Below are 16779 nucleotides of genomic sequence, written 5' to 3'. Positions count from 1 at the left end.
AAAACGATCTTAAATTTAAACTTAGAAGAGTAAGTTTTCCGTGTATTCATAATCAAAATCCCCCATATTGTTTTCTTAAATTATACCCTATTTTTTTGCTTAAGGTTAAACACTCTTTGTATGAATTTATACGACCATTATAGAATATGAATAAAAACAACCTTAAAAGGACACTAAATTCAGTGTCCTTTTTAGGTATCTTTTAAAAAATCACTTACGATTTTTGTTTGAATTTTTTTTATTTTAGTAATCTTTGGGGAATAATTTCATTTTCTGTCATTTTTTCATAACTTTGACGTTTGACCAATAAATCTACTTGTCCATCTTTACATAGAACTACTGCAGGAGTGGCATTTTTATTATAATTATTTGACATAGAATATCCATATGCTCCAGTTGAGAATGTAGCTAAGATATCTCCTCTTCTTGGTTTTGGCATTTTTGCATCCGTAATTAAAATATCTCCTGATTCACAGCATTTCCCACAGATAGACGCAGTATAGTCTTTTTTATCTGTTGCCCTATTTGCCAAGATCATCTCATATTTCGATTGGTAGAGTGCCACCCTTAAGTTATCAGTCATCCCACCATCTATAGAAATATAATTTCTAACATTAGGAATTTCTTTTATGTTTCCAACCTTATAAAGAGTAACTCCTGCCTCTCCTACGATACTTCTTCCAGGCTCAATAACAATAGACGGTCTAGTAAAACTATTTTCTTGGCAAAATTCCTCAATCTTTTTCATAATAGGTTCTAAAAAATATCTATATGATTTTTTCTCATCACTTTCTAGATATTTAATTCCAAAACCACCACCTACATTTAATTCTGTTATATCATATTTATATCTTTTTCTTGTCTCTTGCATCAATAAAAACACTACGTCTAAAGCTCTCATATATGCTTGGTTCTCAAAAAGTTGACTTCCTATATGAAAATGAAAACCAATAAAGTCTATATATTCTGAGTCGATACCAGCTTTTATTGATGGATGTATTATTTCTTCATCCAGTGGAAATCCAAATTTTGAATCCTTCTGAGCTGTTTGAATATATTTATGAGTTTCAACTTTAACATCTGGTGTTATTCTATAAATAACCTTTACTTTTTTATTCATATCTCTACAAATAGATTCTAAGAATTCAAGCTCATCTGGATTGTCTACAATTATTCTTCCAATATTGTATTCTAGAGCCATTCTTATTTCCTCTTCGCTCTTATTGTTTCCATTAAATTCTATCATTTCTGGATCGATATTTGCTTTTATTGCTGTATAGAGCTCCCCTCCAGATACGACGTCTATTCCTAAACCTTCTCTTTCCAGCAACTTACAAAACCCTGTAGTTAAAAAAGCTTTTGCAGCATACATAGCTCTTGTGTTCGGGTATTTACTCAAAAAATCTTCTCTAATTTCCTTACATTGATCTGTAATAACTGTTTCGGAATAAGCGTATAAAGGTGAACCAAATTGTTCGACCAGCTCTTGAGAATTACATCCATCAATCATTAAATATCCATCTTTATTTACCTGAATCATAAAATCCTCCTACATAATATATTAAAATTTTTATTTCTTCCAATAGTAAGTTCCTTCTCCAACCTTATAAGAAGCACTTGAAATATAAGTTTCTTCTTCTAAATTCTCAACATTTAGATCTCCTATTGGAAATGTACACTAACTTTAGAGGAACATATGCCGAGAGAGTTGGCAACTATTACAGATGCAGTACCACCTGTTCCACAGGCTAAAGTCATATCATTAACTCCTCTTTCATATGTTATAACCTTTAAATTGTTTTTATCTTGAATTTGAACGAAATTCACATTTGCAAAATTAGAAAATTCCTTTAAATCGTGGATTTCCTTTCCTATAATTTTTGCATCAAAATCATTGATATCTTTTACAAAGATTACTGCATGAGGTACTCCCACATGAAGATAATAGATCTCTTCGTGCAACTGATTAAGACTTTTATTTTCATAAACTATCTTTTTTATGTCTAACTTTTTATTTCTGATCTTTACTTTAGATGTAAAAGGTTCTTCCTCTAATATACAAACTTTTTTACCCCATCATCAGTTTTATGAAATCTATATCTTTTAAATTTTTATGTTCTTCCCAAAAATAATGAGCTGAGCACCTTAAACCATTTCCACATAGGGCAGCTAAAGTTCCATCCTTATTTACATGAAGGATTTTTTTATCTTCTGCCCCTAAAACAATAAGTTCATCTGTACCAAAACCACTGTAATCGCAGCACATAGTCTCTGCTAATTTAAAGTAGTCCTCTCTGCTAAGTCCTAGCTCATCTATCATCAAAAAATTATTTCCTAAAGCATGATATTTCTTAAATTTAATGTCCATTATGGCAGTTCAACTCCTTTTGAGTTTATTTGAGTTTATTTATTTGAGTTTGAGTTTGTTTAGAAAATAGTCTGTAAACTCCACCAGTATGAATAAATAATATATTTTTAGAACTTTCAAAGAAATTCTCCTCGAAAAGTTTTGTCATTCCTCTAAAAGCTTTCCCGGTATAAGTAGGGTCTAAAAGTACTCCTTCAGTTATAGCAAAATCCTTTATAAATTGTAGCTCTTCCTCTGTATTTAGAGCATAGCCCAAGCCTGCAAAATCTTTTGTTATTTTAAGATCTGATCTACTATAATTCACTGATTTTTCTAAATAACCATTTGATTCCTCTAGAATATTCAAAATTTTCTCTTCAAAGATTTCTTTAGTGTCACAAATAGGTATTCCAACTATAGTTTTATTAAAAGAATGAATTTTATTCGCCATCATAAGACCAGCATAAGTTCCTCCAGAACCAATGGTTGTTACAATGGTATCAAAGCTTATGTTTAATGTTTTCTCCTGATCCATTATTTCTTTCATGACACTATAATATCCAAAATTTCCAATTCCACAGGATGCTCCCATTGGTATTATATATCCTTTCATACCTTGTTCAAGTAAAGACGCTAGCTTTTCTTTCATTATTTTATCTATTCCTGAGTTAAATGCATCTACACCTACATAGTTAATTTCGGCACCGAAAACAATGTCTAAAAAATGATTTCCTGAAGTAGAAGGGATTTCTCCAGCTCTCAAGAATACAATAGGATTTAACTCCACTTTTCTACAAGCCGCTACTGTAGATCTCGCATGATTTGACTCAAGATCTCCACATGTAAGTATATGAGTGGCACCTTGTTCAAGAGCTTCCTTTAAACAAAACTCTAACTTCCTGATCTTATTTCCAGAAGTCTCTGTGCCTGTTTCATCTTCTCTTTTTAAAAAGATGTTCTTATTATACTTTTTAGATGTCCTTTCGAGCTTTTCTATCCTTGTTGGTTTATTACAAAGATCAATTTTGTTAGGTATATTCATCTAAATCACTCCTCTATTTTTTTCTCAATTTGTAGACAGTTCTACAGTTTTTACTTCCTCTTTTTCTAATGGTTTCATACCTATTCCTGTAATGGCAGATATCATAGAGAATATCGGTGAAATAATGGACAATAAACAATAAGGAATAAATACATATGGAGTAGCCCCTATTCCCATAAGAGTTTGTGCTCCAAAAAGAGCGTTTGCATTCCATGGAATTAACCAAGCACCTAAAGTTCCACTATCTTCTAATGTTCTAGAAAGATTTTCTGGAGCTAGATTATTTTCTTTATAAACTGGTTTCATCAATGTTCCCGGAACAATGATCGCTAGAAGCATTGAAGAACCTATCATATTTGTTAAGTAACCGATTGATAAAGTCGTACCCACAGTTCTCGTTCTAGATCCATTACATTTTTTTGCAAGTGAACTTACTAAAGCAGTTAATATACCTGATTCACTTAGCATCCCTGTAATTGCTGCAGCAACAAAAACAATTAAGAAAGAACTTACCATACTCATAATTCCTCCACGATTTAGCAGTTTATCTATATAGACAGTTCCTGTTTCTATGCTAAACCCATCATATAGAAAACCTAATAGCTTATCCAAACTATAGCCCTGTCTTATCATAGCCATAAACATTGCTACAAATGTACCGCCTAACATCGCAGAAATAGGAGGCACTTTTTTTATAATCATGTTAATAACCAAAACTATAGTAAAAAGTTCTAATATTCCTAGATTAAATATGTCGTTTAATCCATTAATTGTATTTGTAGCTATAGAAGGATCAAATGAGGCAGTGTCTATTGTAAAGAATCCCATGAATGTAAAAATTATTGCACTTAAAATATAAGCAGGGAGTGTTGTGACTGTCATATGTTTAATATGGGTCATCAAAGGTGCACCTGATATAGCAGCAGCTAAATTTGTAGTATCAGATAATGGAGACATCTTGTCACCAAAAGCTGCTCCTGAAATTACTGCTCCTGCAGTCATTCCTATAGGGATACCCAAAGCAGTTCCAATTCCCATCATTGCAACACCAGCAGTTCCAATAGTTCCCCATGAAGTTCCTGTAGCTAATGAAGTCATAGTACAAATCAGTAAAGCAGACAATAAAAATATTTGAGGAGAAATAACTTTTAATCCCAACACAATTATATATGGAACAGTTCCACTAGCAATAAAAGAAGCTATCAAAGTTCCAACAACTAAAATAATAAAATTAGCTTCCAACGATTCCATAACCACTTTCCAACCAAAATTTTGAACTTCTTTATAAGTATATCCAACCTTCATAATAAGAGGAACTGTAAAAAACCAAGCAAGCATGAACATGGTTTCTATGGCACCTCCAAAAAATAAAGACCCACCTAGAACAAAAACAAACACACTTGCAACAACAAAAGCTGCATAACCAACAGAAATCTTTTTTTCATGTTTCAACATATCGCTTCCCATAAATCCCCCTTTAAAATTAATAACTAATTACTTCCCTCAATATATCCTTTCCGCATCTAACACTATATTATATACTCTTATTTTTTTTATAAATAAAATATAGATATTATATCATACAAAATGCCTATTGTAATATTTGATTCTGGAATTGGAGGACTCACCATCCTAAAAGAGATACGAAAAATATTACCTAGAGAAAATATTATTTATTATGGGGATTTTTACTCCTCCATCAAATACCTGTACATCTCATCTTCTACATCCCTGTTTAACCTGCACTCTATCCCTACTACCGAGACATATTTTCCTTTTTTGTCTTTTATTCTCATCTCTTTCATCCCGTCTTCCTTAGGGGTCAGATCTCCCATATAGAAAAATTCTATCCCCTCATCGTCACTTTTTTTTACAAATAACGGCATCCTTATCTTTTGGTTTTTGATCACAGTCATATCCGGACTAGTTAATCTTCTTCTGGCTTTGGACATCCATTTAAATTCCGATCTGCTCAAAAAACCATGATCATAGATCTGCTCGTCCCCGTGATAGGTAATAAATACAGGACAGTTACCCAACTTTTCATTTACCTTATATCCTGCTATCCCTTGAGCAACCTCATTTTTTTCCCAGTTCAAAACCCTTATGACATCCTTTCTAGAATACTTCTCATAGAGGATAAACCCCTCATAAAAATTTTCTTTTTTATAGATCACATCATATGCCATTATGGAATAATTTAGGAGATCCAATAAAAAGGTCTTAAAAGTTTTATCCTTCAATGATTCTAAAAAATCCTCCTCTAAAGTAAAATTATTATTTTCTAATTTTACAATATTAAATCCATATTTCTCTCTCACTGTGACTAACTTCTTCTCCTTCTTCTCTGTAATAAATTCAAAGTTAATATTTTTATAGAGGGAATCTATCGTTTTTTCAGTCAGCTCATATCCATATTTTTTTAAGGTATCACCACTTAATTCTTCTACACCATAACTATTTTTCTCTATCAATTGAGATATCAACATCACTTCCTCTATCCTTTTGAGGTTGCAATATCTGTGGAGAAAAACTCCAATAATTTTTTCTCCCTTTCATCTAGGTCAGAAATCAGACCTTTTCCCTGAGAAACTATAAAATTATAGTAGGATTTAGAGTACCCTACATAGGTTTTCGGGTCTCTAGAATTCATCTCTATAAAATCAGTCATCATGGGTATCCTGCCCAGCTTATATTTTAAGAGTTCATAATCTTTTATAAGATCTTTTCTAGTCTTTAAGTTGGCAAGATTCAAAGCTTTAAATATCCTTTCCTTGGATATTCTGTCAAAATTAATGGTAGAACTTCCCGGAATTAAATTACTTTCATTGACCAACATCTTTTTTATCTTACTCTTATCAAAACTGGTATCCCCGTAGAGGGCTATGGGAATCAAATAATTATTATTGTAATTTCCTATAAAATCAATGACTGTAAGATATTTTTTCCCTCTGCTCTTCCGAAGACCCCTTCCCAACTGCTGGATAAATATTATGGCTGACTGGGTTGGACGGACCATTATTATCTGGTTTACCTTGGGTATATCTATCCCTTCATTGAAGATATCCACTGTAAAGATGTAGTCCAGCCTGTCTGTACCCTCTGATTCCAACTTCCTAATGGCTTTTTCCCTCTCTTCCTCTGTGTTTTCTCCAGTAAGAGCTACTGCTCTATAACCTCTTTCATTGAATAATCTGGATAACTCCTGACTTTCCCTCTTTCGGCTGCAAAATATCAATCCCCGGATAATTTTTTCATCTGCTCCATAAAACTTTGATTTTTCAATTATTCTTTCCACTCTCTCCTTTGAGGTCAATCTGGAAAAATTTTCATCTTCAGATACAAAATTATCCTCTACCACTATATCGGTAACTCCATAATAATGAAAGGGTACCAGCATCTCCTCCTCCAAAGCTCTATTCAATCTGATCTCATAGGCAATATTGTGATTAAATTGGTCAAATATATCAAAGCCATCTGTTCTTTCGGGAGTTGCTGTCATCCCCAATAAAAATTTAGGAGTAAAATAATTTAATATCTTTTGATATGTAGGAGCACTGGCCCTATGGGTTTCATCGATTACAATATAGTCAAAATGATCCTTTGAAAACAGTTTTAAATTAGATTCTTTGGAGATGGTCTGCACTGTAGAAAAGATAAAATCTGACTGGGTATCTTTTTCCTCCCCTGAAAATAATCCCAGGCTTTTATCTCTGCCGAAGATAGTTTTATAACTTCCCATGGCTTTTTTAGCTATATTTTTTCTGTGAACTATAAAAAGAAATTTCTTAGGATTAAATTTTTTCACATCAAAAGCCGACAGATAGGTTTTACCTGTTCCTGTGGCTGATATGAGGAGCCCTTTGTTCTGACCTTCCTTCCTCAAAATTTCTATATTTTTAAGGGCTTCCCTTTGCATCTTATTGGGTTCAATCCTATTTAAAAAAAATTCTATCTCCTCTTTATTTTTATACCTCAATGCCCTCTGGTGATCATATATTTTTTCGTAGATCTCTATATATTCAAGGCTTACAAGATATCCCTTTTCAAATTCTGAATTGGCTTCTTCCAAAACCTCCGAGATTAAATTTGAGTTATCCGATACAGTTACCATGAGGTTCCATTCCTTGTTGGTACAGAGTGCACTGGCAGTGAGGTTACTACTCCCCACTATGAGGGTGTATCGATTTTTATGTTTAAAAAAATACCCCTTGGCATGAAAATTCCCCTTGGTTGCTATACGAAGTTCAATATTTTCAAACTGTAGGAGAGTTTTTAGTGCTTCCGGTTGGGTAAAATCCTGATATTGGGACACCAAAACCTTTCCCTTTATTCCCCGCTTCCTCAGCTCCTCCAAAGTATTTATTAGCACAGCCACTCCGCTTTTAGTCAAAAATGCCACCGAAAAATAAAACTCATCACAGGTTCGGAGTTCATTCAAAAGTGTCGACAATACCTTTTTATTTTTTAATCTATTATTTGTTATTAACTGGGGCAGATATAGGTTGTTTGAACTATAATTTTTATCTATAAATCCAGTTTCCATAGATCTTCTTAATTCTTCATGGATAGATCCCATCTATATCCTCCTCTAACCTCACACTCATGTGATATATATTTATATCTCTTTACTATAAACTCCTTGCCATACAATTTCTTTGTATACTTCAGGATCTGTATCTCCCTCTGTTGAAAATAAAAGAACCTTCGAATTTTCATCCAACTTTAAATCTTCCTTCATTTGAGCATATTCAGGGTTGGTCATCACTTCAAATAATAATCCAGCTGTGACTGCTCCTGATTCTCCCGACACCACTCGATCATCGCCCTTAATAGGGTTTCCTAATATCCTCATTCCATTTGCAGCTACCCAGTCTGGACAAGATACAAATGCTGCCGAATGATTTTTTAATATTTCCCAAGCTATTGTATTTGGCTCACCACAAGCAAGACCAGCCATAATTGTTTGCATATCTCCACCAACAGATCTTATCTCTCCTACTCTTGCTGATTTATACAAGCAATCTGCTAAATTTGATTCTACTATTACAGTTGTTGGACAGTCATCACCATAGATAGATGCAAATACACCTTGAATTGCACCAGCAAAAGATCCTACTCCTGCCTGTAAAAATATATGGGTCGGTCTTTCTATTTTCTTTTCTTTTAACTGCTCTATTGATTCCAATGCCATAGTTCCATACCCCTGCATGATCCATGCTGGGATTTCTTCATAACCTTCCCACGCTGTATCTTGAATAACCACTCCATTATTTTGATTGGCATAATCAGTTGCAAGTCTTACTGCATCATCATAGTTTACCTCTGTGATGCTAGCTGTAGCACCTTCTGCCCTTATATTTTCAAGTCTTGTTATAGATGATCCTTTTGGCATATATACTACTGATTTTTGATTTAATTTATTAGCGGTCCAAGCCACTCCTCTACCATGATTTCCATCTGTTGCTGTAGTAAATGTAATATCTCCTAATTCTTTTTTTATATCCTCTGAAATTAGTTCTCTATATCCTAATTTAGAGATATCACAATCTAATTTAGAAGCCAGATATTTTCCCATTGCAAATGAGCCACCTAATACTTTAAATGCATTCAACTCAAATCTATATGATTCATCTTTAACATAAATTCTACTTAATCCAGTATAGTTAGCTAGATTATCTAGCTTAGCTAGTGGTGTTACTGTATATTGATCGAAGCTTTTGTGAAATTTTATAGCTTTTCCAACTTCTTCTTCACTTAAAAATTTTATAGACTCTTTTGGATTAGTTTTTAGAATATTATTATTTGTCCATTTGATTTTTTTATTCATACTTGATCTCCTTTTTTTATTTTTTTTACCCTTTTATAGGGGGAAATTCCTCCCTTATTATTTTAATAATATTCTAACATAGATAGAGCAAAAAAAAGGACCAAATTAATTTAGTCCCTTAAAAAAATTATTAAAAATTTGTTTTAACGGTTTCTCTTTCAATAATATTACTTTTAAATATCCTTCTAACTTTTTTATCTACTCCATTTATCTGATCAAATAGATCAATTACAGCATTTTGACAAATATTTTTAAAGGGCTGCTGAACTGTTGTAAGCTTAGGATCAAAAAAATCTACAATTTCTAAATTATCATGACCAATTACAGATATATCTTCCGGAATAGAAAACCCTTGTTTAATAAGTCCTTTAATAAGACCCAAAGCAACCTTATCTTGCTGGCAAAATACTCCATCTATAGTTTTAAAAAAACTTACTTTTTCAAAGGCTAATCTTTCGCCAGTTTTAAAATCCATTATATCTTTCATTATATAATCTTTATCAATTTTTAATTTAAACTCTCTAATCGCCTTTAAATAGCCTATAGTACGCTGAGAATAGTTTTTTAATTTTTTATTATCACTTGTGATAGTAGCAATTTTCTTACAGCCATTTTCTATCAAATACTCAGTCGCTAAATAGCCGCTGTGAACATTATCATTTGTAAATAGCTTCATTGAACCCCAATATTTATTTGGTTTATAATATACCAATGTATGTGGAATCTTATTTCTTTTCAAAGCTTCTATATCTTCTACTGGGATATCCCTGCAGGCAATTAGGAGTCCATCAACCTCTCTTCCATTGGTAAGTTTTTTTATATTACTTTTTATACAACTTCTACTATTTAAAGTATAAACCACCGCTTCATAATCCTGTTCTTCAACACCTTTAATAAGGTGTTCCTCTAAAGAACTAAAAAAATCTCTCATATTAAATTTATAGAAACCATCTGGAAATATTATTCCAATACGTTTCGTTTTTTTATTAACTAAATTCCTTGCATTTATATTACATTGGAAATTGCAGTCTTCAGCTATTTTTTTTACCCTGCTCATTGTTTTTTTCGAAACCAGTGGATTATCATTTAAGCATCTAGAGACAGTAGATTCACTTACACCAGCTATTTTAGCTATATCTTTTAATGTTATTGCCATAATTTAACCTACCTTTCTTTTATATATTTTAATAGTTCCCTATGAAATAGAGTATTATATACTGCAGTAAAAAAAATATTATTAATATCACTGAATATCTGTCAAATTCTAAAGGAAGTTTAGAAACACCTTCCTCTGACATGTCATTATCTGCAATCATCTTTTTTCTTTGACCTATAAGAGTGTATTTATATTTTTCATCTTCACTCTTATTTGATTTAAAAAAGTAACTAAATAGATAACCTATAATCGAAGTTATAACAAAACCAATTGCAGGATTCCATATCCAGCTTATATTAATCTGTTGACCTATAAAAAACGTAGCAACCATGCCACTTATTATTCCAACAGATACACCTTTATCATTACTTTTTACTGTAAACATTGCTAGGAAAAATGCTCCACACATAGGACCCGAAATATAGGAGATATATTTGCCAATAATATCTAATACAGATTTCATTGTCCCCGAAAACCCTATTAATGTAAACAATACTATAAGTATACCAAAAACAACAGAAATAATCATTGTATTTTTTAATGAAGTAACGTCTTTTTTAGTAGAAATAAATCTTTCATGGATATCCTTTGTGTAAACTGTTGTCATTGAGTTAAGCAATGAATCTATACTAGACATAGCCGCTGCAAATATTCCAGATATAATCAATCCAACGACTCCCACAGGGAGATGATTTGATATAAAATCTATCATAATATCGTTAGAGGAGGCAAAAGTTGCTCCCTTATAATAAATAAAAAGCATTACCCCCAATATCATAAAAGAAAAATATAATATATTCATAATAATGGCACTCACAAGAAATGAATTTTTTACCCCTTTATATGATTTTGATGTAAGAATCCTCTGTACCTGTCCTTGATCCAATCCAAAATATCGAACCCACATAATAAATCCGCCAATAAGAGATGCCCAAAATCCATTTGTAGAACTGATATTAAAACTAAAATCAATAGCCTGAAGCTTCCCCGCTTCCCTTGCCATTACAAAAGTTTCACCAATAGATAAACCTGTTGCTTTTAATATGAAGATAAGTGCAAATATCAATCCACCCCATAATACACCCATTTGAGTTGCGTCGGTCCATATAACTGCCTTTATACCTCCTAAAAGAGTATAAACTATAGCTACAACGACTATTATTATTACGCTTATTTTTATATCAAAATCAGTAAATTTATTTATTATAAGAGCAGGTATATAAACCATAGAACTCACTTGAATGAGAGAATTAATAATAAATCCAAAGACAGTTAAAGTTCTGCTATATACCCCCAATCTTTTTTCCATATATTCATATACAGATGTCAGTTTAAGATTATAAAATACAGGAATAAAAGTATAAAGAGCCACCATTATAGCTAATGGTACAGTGATATTAACCATAAAAGGTCCGATCCCACTACTATATGCCCATCCAGGTCCTCCTACAAAACCATTTGCACTGATCATTGTAGCTGCTACTGATAATCCTACAGGGAGCCACGGCATAGATCTTCCTGCCAAAAAATAATCTTCTTGCGTTTCATTTTTTTTCCCTAGTTTATAGCCAATAAATATCATACCTATCATATAAAATATGACAATCATAAAGTCAATTTTTAACATTCTTTCCCTCCTTTATTATAAGTATAAACAGGCTGACACTCGGTCAGCCTATTTTATTTAGATTATAGGTTAGGATTCATTATTTGTTGAGTTCTTTCAAAAATATCTAATCCTTGTTGTTTTAACCAATAAGGTAGATCAATCAATACCCAATTTTCAGTAAGTTTGTCCCCTTCTCTACAATAAACATCTACAACTTGCATATCTGCATGGATTCCTCCAGGCATTCCCAAGAATCCTCCAAGTGGAGTATTTGAAAGATTAGGCCATCCAAAGAAACAAGCAAAATCTCCTTCTGCAAATCTACAAACATGTCCATTAAACTTCTTATCTGTTAAGTTATTTCTAAATGGAAGCTGATGCTGCACTTGATATCTAGGAATAGTATAACTAGCTCCAATTCCTGCTGGTCCATACCAAACCATATCTTCAGACCATGATTTAGCTAATACTTCAGGAGGACACCCCATAGCTCCACTTTCATTTAATTCAGTCAAATCATCGATCATTTTATTAACTAATGCAAGGGTATCTACCCCACCTTGCTCAGGTGCATCTTCAAATAAAAGTCCATTATGATTTCGTGGCCCTGGATAGACAAAATATTGTCCTGTAGAAGGTGGCATTGGATTGACTCCTGCTTGTTGCATAAATCCGATAATATCTATAAATATTCCTGTCTTAGTTATTTTTCCTTCTTCAACACAACTAAATTCAGCATAACGTAAACTAATCATCTTCCCGGTAGGTCTGATTCCCATCCACTCTTTATCAAATAACCCCATGAAATGACCCATAGACATTACCCATTCCTCACCTCTTATTTCATTAGTTCCCCCAATGAAAATATCTTGTCTTCTCTGCATTCTAGTCAATGAAATTTTCAATGGAATCCAAAATTTTTCAGCTACTGCATCTGTAGAAGTTTGCTCTCTAAAGGGATATACCCCTTTCCAGTTATACTCTTTTCCTGTATGTTCTTTTAATACTGATGTAATAGTTTCAGGTGTGGCTTTTTCCATGGCTTCAAAGTAATTTCTCACTATTTTTTTAGTGTTTTGATATTTACTCATAGTATTCTCCTCTTATTTTTAATTTTCGTTGTGACATGTTTCTATTTTTTTATTTTTTACAAGAGTTTCAGGAAGGAAGAACCAAATTACAGCTCCTATTAATGCCACTACCATAACTATTGTAAAGACTCCTTTCATCCCCCAAGCTGTTGCTGCAACTCCTGCTATTAGTGGAAGTGCAAACGTTGAAACTATTCTTCCTCCATTAAATGATATTCCTGCTGATAGAGAGTTGAATTTTTGTGGAAATAATTCTGTATAATACGCTCCCCAAGCTCCAGAAAATCCAAAAGAAATACCTAATAAGAATGATAGAACATAAAATAATTTTATATCTCCTGCTCCTAATTTTGAGAAGAAGAATACCATTACAGATACAGATACCATTCCAATTAAAGGAGTTCTTCTACCAAATTTATCCGAGATAAATCCCCAGAAATTGTACCCGATAAGCTGTCCAATACCTTGTAATGAATATATAGAACCAGCAGTTGCTGCCGACATCCCTAATATCGTTGTTAAATATGTAGTAGCATTATTTGAATAACTAGAGTAAGCTACAAAGTTAGCTCCAGAAAGTAAGATAACCCCTAAACCAATGAAAAGATATTTACCCTTATACATCTCAAGGTAGTTGATCTTAATATTTTCTTTAGCAGCTTCCTCTCTCATCTTTTCCATATGAGCAGAATCATCAGGTACAAGGAAAAATACTAAGATAACACCAATAATTGGTGGAATTATAGCTGTCCATAAAAGAATTCTCCAATTAGCGTCTCCCAAAGCTCCGTATAATTGCCCTGCAAAAATCATAGCTACTGAAAAGGTACTTGTACAAATTGCAGCTAATTTCCCTCTATATTTCTGTGGAAACAACTCTGCAATTAAAGGTATAGCGGTTCCAAATACCCCACCTAAAGAAAATCCAGTTATAAATCTAGCTCCTCTCCACAAATTATGGCTGGTAGGATCTAATAAAGGTAAGAAAGTCATAGATGAAAAAAGCAAAGCTATCCCCATAAGAGTTTTCTTTTTTCCAAACCTTGTAGAACACATTCCAAATACAATCGTTCCAGGAATTGTACCAAAAGACATAACGGCAAAAATTGATGAAGCATTTTGCAAAGTAAATCCAAATTCATTGATAAGTGTCGGTCTTACAAAAGTACCAACCATAAAATTATAGCAGTAAAAAAAATAAATTGTTAGAATAGCTAAAAATGCGGCTATTCTACGTCCCATTGAAAAATCTACCCCCAAGATAGCTTTTTCTTCATTATTATTTTTCAAAATATTCCCTCCTAGTACTCTATAAAAAATAAAGTAGTTAAAAAAATTAATACATTTTATTTAGTAATTTTCTAATTTCTATTAACCTTGAATGAAATCATCGTCATTTTCAACGTAGATTTGTCTCAATACATCCAATCCATCAAAAGTAACCCATTCTTCGGCAATCATTCCTTCTTTAATTCTTAAATGATTTATGCCAAATATTTCAATTGGCTTTCCACTTGGTTGACCAAAGAATCCAATACCTTCATGCATTCCAGAAATTCTCCATCTAACCGATACATCCCAAGAGTCTTTTCCTGGAATCTCATTACAAGTTACTCTTTCTATCAGCGTTCTTCCATTAGGAACAGAAGCAAATAAACTTACTAAGAAACCTTGTAATTGACTTTCTCCAATAAGTTCTTTATTGCAAATAGAGTGAATTACAGTATTTTCTGTATAATATTCCCTAACTTTATTAAAATATCTATAGTTCCATACGTTTTCATACATAGAAAGTATAAAATTACCAATATCAAAATTTCCATTTTCATCCGTTATTTTATTTATTGTAAGTTCAGGAACAAACTGACCTTTTCTATTTTCAGCAAGGCCAAATCTTGATTGTAGTGCAGGGGCTTTTGTTTTAAATCCTTTAGCCATTCTCTTCGCTACCTCAATTGGATCAAATCCTAGTTGTTTAACGATATAAAGATTATCTCTTACCAACCATTCTTCTATGATTCTATTTTTATAAATTTTACAATCAACAGTTGTTCTAAAAAATACTTTTTTACCTGTTGCAGGTCCATAACCACTGTCCCCAAGATTTGTAGCATTAGATATAATTCTATGTGAAGAATAGTAAGTGTTGTCAGGATCTGCAGCCCACACTACGTTTTCTCCGACTAATCTTCTATCTGGGAAAGCATGTAATGTTTGAAGTGTATTTGAAACGACATCATTCATTCCTTGTAGATTAAAAGATCCACAGTGCATTGTTACGTCATCGTGGTATGTATCATAGATAACTCCTATTCCCCTTTCTTCCCAAATATTGTGAGTTATTCTCATAATATAGTCTACAAAATCACAATATTTCTTATCAAAACCTTCCATGTCTTGTTTAACTATTGTATTTTTAGATAGTTCATTATACGAGTGAAAATGAACTGGTGTAACTTCACTAGTTTCTCCAAAAAAAACTTTTCCTGTTGGGTGAGTTTTAATTTTTGGTTTTACGGCTTTACTAGTTGTATCCTGTTTAATACCTATTACCTTTTCTACTTTCTTTTCCATGTTATTTTCTTTCAATTCCATTTCCTCCTTGTTTTTTGCAAACGATTGCAATAAAAAATAAAAAAATAATAAAAACGTTCTTTTCATACTAAAACATTACAATATAAATGCTTAGAAGTCAAATAAATTTCAAAAATTTATAAATATTTTGAAAGCGTTTGCAAAATTAAGAATTGTAAATTAGAAAACATCAAATTTTAGAATACAGTAACTAATCTATTCTAAAAATCTATTTTTTTTTTTCCAAATTTAAAAAATTAAGTAGTATACTATTAATAGTAACCACACATTCAATTTAAACTAAAGGAACATCTACAATATTAAACTCAAAATATCATCTAAAATAATGGAGGATTTAATTGAAAAAAAGCTTAGAAAATTCTAGGAAAAAATGGTTCTTTTCTCTTGTATGCATAATGACCGTTACCTATATAAGTTCTTATACTTTGGTTGTTATTCCAGCTCTTAAAAAGCTAACAAGGAAAAATATAAACAGGATATAAATAAATTATTTTCATTTACATCACAACAATTTGATTATCTTTCTTCTATTCTAAAGAATAGCTCCGAGTGGGATACGCTATACGAAAGTATTGACGGTACTATGAATAAGGTGGGTAAAGAAATATTTTTAAATAATCTTTTTAGAGTGGGGTCGCTAAAACGCCTTGGATTAGATTATATTGCTATCTATGATAATAAACAAAACGAGTTTATTAATTATTCTTTTCCCGAAACAAATATAAAAAATGTCATCTCATTAAAAGGTAAAAAAAAAAAATTAGCCATTAGCCAAATGGTAGAAATCGATCCAAAACAGTCTCTGGATATATGGATATAGCTGAAAAAGCCTATATGTTTTTTCCCCATCTTATTTTAAAGAATGACGGTACCGGCAAATCCGTTGGACATCTTTTATTTATCAAAGAGGTAGATGAAGACTATATATTTAATTTAGAGATAAAAAATAATTTATCTTTAAAACTTTATATATGGTGGTCGTGTTTGTCAAACAGTTTATGAAAAAACTTAAGCAATTTTTTGAGTACTAAAATATACCTTAGCAGGTGTTTCATAATCTAAAGAACTATGTCCTCTATCGTTATTATAAAAATTAATATACCTTTTTA

At 32.1% G+C, this 16779-nt stretch carries 15 protein-coding genes and 1 pseudogene; 3 read left to right on the top strand and 13 right to left on the bottom strand.

What is annotated here, in order from left to right:
• Positions 1-238: 238 nt before the first annotated feature.
• The 5 genes from lysA to nhaC form a co-directional block, all read right to left on the bottom strand.
• Complete coding sequence (gene lysA / locus V5784_RS02215) at positions 239-1540, bottom strand: diaminopimelate decarboxylase (RefSeq protein WP_336887416.1); 1302 nt, start codon at positions 1538-1540, stop codon at positions 239-241.
• 122 nt (positions 1541-1662) lie between these two features.
• Positions 1663-1935, bottom strand: a complete 273-nt coding sequence (locus tag V5784_RS02210; RefSeq protein ID WP_336887415.1) for a hypothetical protein — start codon at positions 1933-1935, stop codon at positions 1663-1665.
• Positions 1936-2068: 133 nt separating this feature from the next.
• Complete coding sequence (locus tag V5784_RS02205) at positions 2069-2368, bottom strand: hypothetical protein (protein WP_336887414.1); 300 nt, start codon at positions 2366-2368, stop codon at positions 2069-2071.
• 25 nt (positions 2369-2393) lie between these two features.
• Positions 2394-3389, bottom strand: coding sequence for a D-cysteine desulfhydrase family protein (locus tag V5784_RS02200; protein WP_336887413.1), 996 nt, complete (start codon positions 3387-3389; stop codon positions 2394-2396).
• Positions 3390-3413: 24 nt separating this feature from the next.
• Positions 3414-4856: a Na+/H+ antiporter NhaC gene (nhaC, locus tag V5784_RS02195; protein ID WP_336887412.1), complete on the bottom strand. Its 1443-nt coding sequence runs from the start codon at positions 4854-4856 to the stop codon at positions 3414-3416.
• A 120-nt stretch (positions 4857-4976) separates the two neighbouring features.
• Between nhaC and V5784_RS02190 the strand changes: the two are divergent.
• Positions 4977-5075 (top strand): annotated as a pseudogene (locus V5784_RS02190) (glutamate racemase); the annotation flags it as partial.
• Positions 5076-5077: 2 nt separating this feature from the next.
• Here V5784_RS02190 and V5784_RS02185 read toward each other — a convergent pair.
• From V5784_RS02185 to V5784_RS02150, 8 genes are all read right to left on the bottom strand, one after another.
• Positions 5078-5878, bottom strand: coding sequence for a DUF3427 domain-containing protein (locus tag V5784_RS02185; protein ID WP_336887411.1), 801 nt, complete (start codon positions 5876-5878; stop codon positions 5078-5080).
• Between the two features lie 8 nt (positions 5879-5886).
• Complete coding sequence (locus tag V5784_RS02180) at positions 5887-7968, bottom strand: DEAD/DEAH box helicase family protein (protein ID WP_336887410.1); 2082 nt, start codon at positions 7966-7968, stop codon at positions 5887-5889.
• 39 nt (positions 7969-8007) lie between these two features.
• Complete coding sequence (gene dpaL / locus V5784_RS02175; RefSeq protein WP_336887409.1) at positions 8008-9219, bottom strand: diaminopropionate ammonia-lyase; 1212 nt, start codon at positions 9217-9219, stop codon at positions 8008-8010.
• 130 nt (positions 9220-9349) lie between these two features.
• A complete protein-coding gene (locus tag V5784_RS02170; protein WP_336887408.1) occupies positions 9350-10375 on the bottom strand; it encodes a LacI family DNA-binding transcriptional regulator in 1026 nt (341 codons plus the stop codon).
• Between the two features lie 28 nt (positions 10376-10403).
• The gene (locus V5784_RS02165; protein ID WP_336887407.1) at positions 10404-12002 is read right to left on the bottom strand and encodes a sodium/solute symporter; all 1599 of its coding nucleotides are present in this window, start codon (positions 12000-12002) and stop codon (positions 10404-10406) included.
• Positions 12003-12064: 62 nt separating this feature from the next.
• Complete coding sequence (locus V5784_RS02160; RefSeq protein ID WP_336887406.1) at positions 12065-13075, bottom strand: ester cyclase; 1011 nt, start codon at positions 13073-13075, stop codon at positions 12065-12067.
• Between the two features lie 18 nt (positions 13076-13093).
• Positions 13094-14365, bottom strand: a complete 1272-nt coding sequence (locus tag V5784_RS02155; protein ID WP_336887405.1) for an MFS transporter — start codon at positions 14363-14365, stop codon at positions 13094-13096.
• An 81-nt stretch (positions 14366-14446) separates the two neighbouring features.
• The gene (locus V5784_RS02150; RefSeq protein ID WP_336887404.1) at positions 14447-15670 is read right to left on the bottom strand and encodes an ester cyclase; all 1224 of its coding nucleotides are present in this window, start codon (positions 15668-15670) and stop codon (positions 14447-14449) included.
• 583 nt (positions 15671-16253) lie between these two features.
• Between V5784_RS02150 and V5784_RS02145 the strand changes: the two genes are divergently transcribed.
• A complete protein-coding gene (locus tag V5784_RS02145; RefSeq protein ID WP_336887403.1) occupies positions 16254-16490 on the top strand; it encodes a hypothetical protein in 237 nt (78 codons plus the stop codon).
• Positions 16481-16672, top strand: coding sequence for a hypothetical protein (locus V5784_RS02140; protein WP_336887402.1), 192 nt, complete (start codon positions 16481-16483; stop codon positions 16670-16672). The genes V5784_RS02145 and V5784_RS02140 overlap by 10 nt, the downstream gene beginning before the upstream one ends.
• The last annotated feature ends 107 nt before the right edge of the window (positions 16673-16779 follow it).

This window comes from Psychrilyobacter sp. (assembly GCF_037132775.1).
In the GTDB taxonomy this organism is placed as follows: Bacteria; Fusobacteriota; Fusobacteriia; order Fusobacteriales; family Fusobacteriaceae; genus Psychrilyobacter.
This window is presented reverse-complemented; position numbering and strand designations above follow the sequence as displayed.

What these genes read in the sequence shown, in the direction of transcription:
- lysA (WP_336887416.1), bottom strand. Translation starts at nt 1,540, where the DNA reads ATGATTCAGGTAAATAAAGATGGATATTTAATGATTGATGGATGTAAT.
- V5784_RS02205 (WP_336887414.1), bottom strand. Translation starts at nt 2,368, where the DNA reads ATGGACATTAAATTTAAGAAATATCATGCTTTAGGAAATAATTTTTTG.
- V5784_RS02200 (WP_336887413.1), bottom strand. Translation starts at nt 3,389, where the DNA reads ATGAATATACCTAACAAAATTGATCTTTGTAATAAACCAACAAGGATA.
- nhaC (WP_336887412.1), bottom strand. Translation starts at nt 4,856, where the DNA reads ATGGGAAGCGATATGTTGAAACATGAAAAAAAGATTTCTGTTGGTTAT.
- V5784_RS02185 (WP_336887411.1), bottom strand. Translation starts at nt 5,878, where the DNA reads ATGTTGATATCTCAATTGATAGAGAAAAATAGTTATGGTGTAGAAGAA.
- V5784_RS02180 (WP_336887410.1), bottom strand. Translation starts at nt 7,968, where the DNA reads ATGGGATCTATCCATGAAGAATTAAGAAGATCTATGGAAACTGGATTT.
- dpaL (WP_336887409.1), bottom strand. Translation starts at nt 9,219, where the DNA reads ATGAATAAAAAAATCAAATGGACAAATAATAATATTCTAAAAACTAAT.
- V5784_RS02170 (WP_336887408.1), bottom strand. Translation starts at nt 10,375, where the DNA reads ATGGCAATAACATTAAAAGATATAGCTAAAATAGCTGGTGTAAGTGAA.
- V5784_RS02165 (WP_336887407.1), bottom strand. Translation starts at nt 12,002, where the DNA reads ATGTTAAAAATTGACTTTATGATTGTCATATTTTATATGATAGGTATG.
- V5784_RS02160 (WP_336887406.1), bottom strand. Translation starts at nt 13,075, where the DNA reads ATGAGTAAATATCAAAACACTAAAAAAATAGTGAGAAATTACTTTGAA.
- V5784_RS02150 (WP_336887404.1), bottom strand. Translation starts at nt 15,670, where the DNA reads ATGGAATTGAAAGAAAATAACATGGAAAAGAAAGTAGAAAAGGTAATA.
- V5784_RS02145 (WP_336887403.1), top strand. Translation starts at nt 16,254, where the DNA reads ATGAATAAGGTGGGTAAAGAAATATTTTTAAATAATCTTTTTAGAGTG.
- V5784_RS02140 (WP_336887402.1), top strand. Translation starts at nt 16,481, where the DNA reads ATGGATATAGCTGAAAAAGCCTATATGTTTTTTCCCCATCTTATTTTA.